This window comes from Kineococcus indalonis (assembly GCF_009906395.1).
Taxonomy (GTDB): domain Bacteria; phylum Actinomycetota; class Actinomycetes; order Actinomycetales; family Kineococcaceae; genus Kineococcus; species Kineococcus indalonis.
Genome location: NZ_JAAALM010000536.1, coordinates 1 through 2,645 on the forward strand (window position 1 = coordinate 1; position 2,645 = coordinate 2,645).

At 75.0% G+C, this 2,645-nt stretch carries 2 protein-coding genes; one reads left to right on the forward strand and one right to left on the reverse strand.

Translation table 11 applies throughout. The features are described from left to right. Positions 1-2,190, forward strand: a 2,190-nt coding sequence (locus tag GTR00_RS18520) for an alpha-amylase family glycosyl hydrolase (RefSeq protein ID WP_240900590.1), incomplete at its 5' end; no start/stop codon positions are given. Here the strand turns inward: GTR00_RS18520 and GTR00_RS18525 are convergent. Then, a partial coding sequence (locus tag GTR00_RS18525) for an ATP-binding protein (RefSeq protein ID WP_166613043.1) occupies positions 2,187-2,645 on the reverse strand: 459 nt, incomplete at its 5' end. The genes GTR00_RS18520 and GTR00_RS18525 overlap by 4 nt on opposite strands.

The window sequence follows — 2,645 nt, forward strand, 5'->3', positions numbered from 1 at the left end:
GGGCCAGGGCGAGCACCAGGGCGGCGGCGGACGAACCTGGGCGCCGCCGCCCTGGTGCTCGCCCTGGCCCCGGCCCCCGCCGCGCTGGCGGCACCCGCCGGACCGGCGCACCACCGCACCGGCACGACCCCGGCCGACCGCGCGCTGGCGGCGTCCTCGCTGCGCGAGGACCCCACCCGCGAGCGCTTCTACTTCGTCATGGCCGACCGGTTCGAGAACGGCGACCCGTCCAACGACACCGGCGGGTACGGCGCGGACCGCCTGGTCAGCGGCCTGGACCCCACCCACAAGGGCTTCTACCACGGCGGTGACCTGAAGGGGGTCCTCGACCGGCTGGACTACATCGAGGGCCTGGGCACGACGGCGATCTGGCTGACGCCGTCGTTCGCGAACAAACCGGTGCAGGGGCGGGGCGAGAACGCCTCCGCCGGGTACCACGGGTACTGGATCACCGACTTCACCCGCATCGACCCGCACCTGGGCACCAACGAGGAGCTGCGGCAGCTCGTCGACGCCGCGCACGCGCGCGGCATGAAGGTGTTCTTCGACATCATCACCAACCACACCGCCGACGTGATCTCCTACGCCGAGGGCACCTCGCGCTACGTGCCCAAGGCCGAGGACCCGTACCGCGACGCGGCCGGCGACGAGTTCGACGACGGCGACTTCGCCGGCGGGCCGTTCCCCCCGCTGGACGCGCAGACCTCGTTCCCGTACACGCCGGTGGTGCCGGCCGCCGAGGCGCAGGTGAAGGTCCCCGCCTGGCTGAACGACCCGACGATGTACCACAACCGCGGTGACGCGCTGTTCAACGGCGGCGAGTCCGACCGGTACGGGGACTTCGCCGGCCTGGACGACCTGTTCACCGAGCGCCCCGAGGTCGTCGAGGGCATGACGGACGTCTACCGCACCTGGGTCGACTTCGGCATCGACGGGTTCCGCATCGACACCGTCAAGCACGTGGGCACGGAGTTCTGGCAGGAGTTCGCCCCCGCGATCCGCCAGCAGGCGACCGCCCGCGGCGACGAGGACTTCTTCTCCTTCGGGGAGGTGTACGACTCGAACCCGGAGTTCCTCTCCCGCTTCACCACCGAGGCCGGCCTGCAGGCCACGCTGGACTTCGGGTTCCAGGCCCGCGCGCGCACCTTCACCAGCGGCGGGGACGCCGCTGCGCTGCAGGAGTTCTACGCCCAGGACGACTACTACACCGACGCGGACTCCAACGCCTACTCGCTGCCCACGTTCCTGGGCAACCACGACATGGGCCGCATCGGCGCGTTCCTGCGCGACGACGGCGCGCAGGACGAGGAGCTGCTGCGCCGCGCCGAGCTGGCGCACGCGCTGATGTACCTCACGCGCGGGCAGCCGGTCGTCTACTACGGCGACGAGCAGGGGCTCACCGGCGACGGCGGGGACCAGGACGCGCGCCAGGACCTGTTCCCCTCGCGGGTGGCCACCTACAACGACGACGACCTCATCGGCACCGACGCCACCACGGCGCAGGAGAACTTCGACACCTCCCACCCGCTGTACCGGCGCATCGCGGAGCTGGCGCGGCTGCGCCAGGACCACCCGGCCCTGGCCGACGGCGCGCAGGTGCACCGCTACGCCTCGGACGGTCCCGGCGTGTACGCCTTCAGCCGCATCGACGCGCAGGAGCAGCGCGAGCACGTCGTCGCGGTCAACAGCTCCGCGAGCCCGCAGACGGTCACGTTCGACACGTTCAGCGGCCGGCGCCTCTTCGAGGGCCTGTGGCCGGCGGGCACCGGCGACGTGCGCTCGGCGCGCTCGGGGGAGGTGACGGTGACCGTGCCGGCGCAGTCCGCGGCCGTGTGGCGCGCGGCGGAGCCGCTGCGGCCCTCCCGGGCCGCACCCGTCCCGGGGTTCACCACCGGGAGCACCGTGGGCGGGCGCGCCGAGATCGGCGTGGACGTGCCCGGCGACGGGTTCCAGCAGGTCACCTTCGCCCACCGGGTCGCCGGCACGAGGCGGTGGACCCCGCTGGGCACCGACGACAACGCCCCGTACCGCGTGTTCCACGACGTCAGCGGGCTGCCCGAGGGCACCGCGCTGGAGTACCGGGCTGTCGTGCGCGACCACTCGGGCAACCTCGCCGCGGCGGGCACCACCGCGACCGTGGTGCCCCCGCCGCCGGCGCCGGGGGCGCCGCCGGCCGGGCCGCAGGACTAGGAGAGCCCCTCCAGACCCTCCAGCTCCGCCGCCCACGCGCCCGCGTCGAGCCCGGGGCCGTCCGCCCCCGGCCGCGGCACGAACCACACGGTCTTGCCGCGGCCGGCGGGCAGCGGGTCCACGCCCCACTCCGAGGAGAGCGCCTCCACCACCCGCAGCCCGCGCCCGGTGGTGGCCGCGGCGCCCAGCCGGCGCACCCGCAGCGGCACCGGCGAGGCGTCGGCCACCTCCACGCGCACCCGGCCGGCCGGCGCGGCGCGCACGGCGACGGTGAGCGGGGTGCGCGCGTGCAGCACCGCGTTGGTCACCAGCTCCGAGACGGCCAGCTCCGCGGAGGTGGAGGACTCCGCGGCGTCGGCCTCCCGCAGCGCGCGGCGCACGTGGCGGCGCGCCCGGGCGACCGCGTCGGCCACCGGGTCCAGCACCAGCGGCGCGCCGGCCGGGGAGGTGGTGGG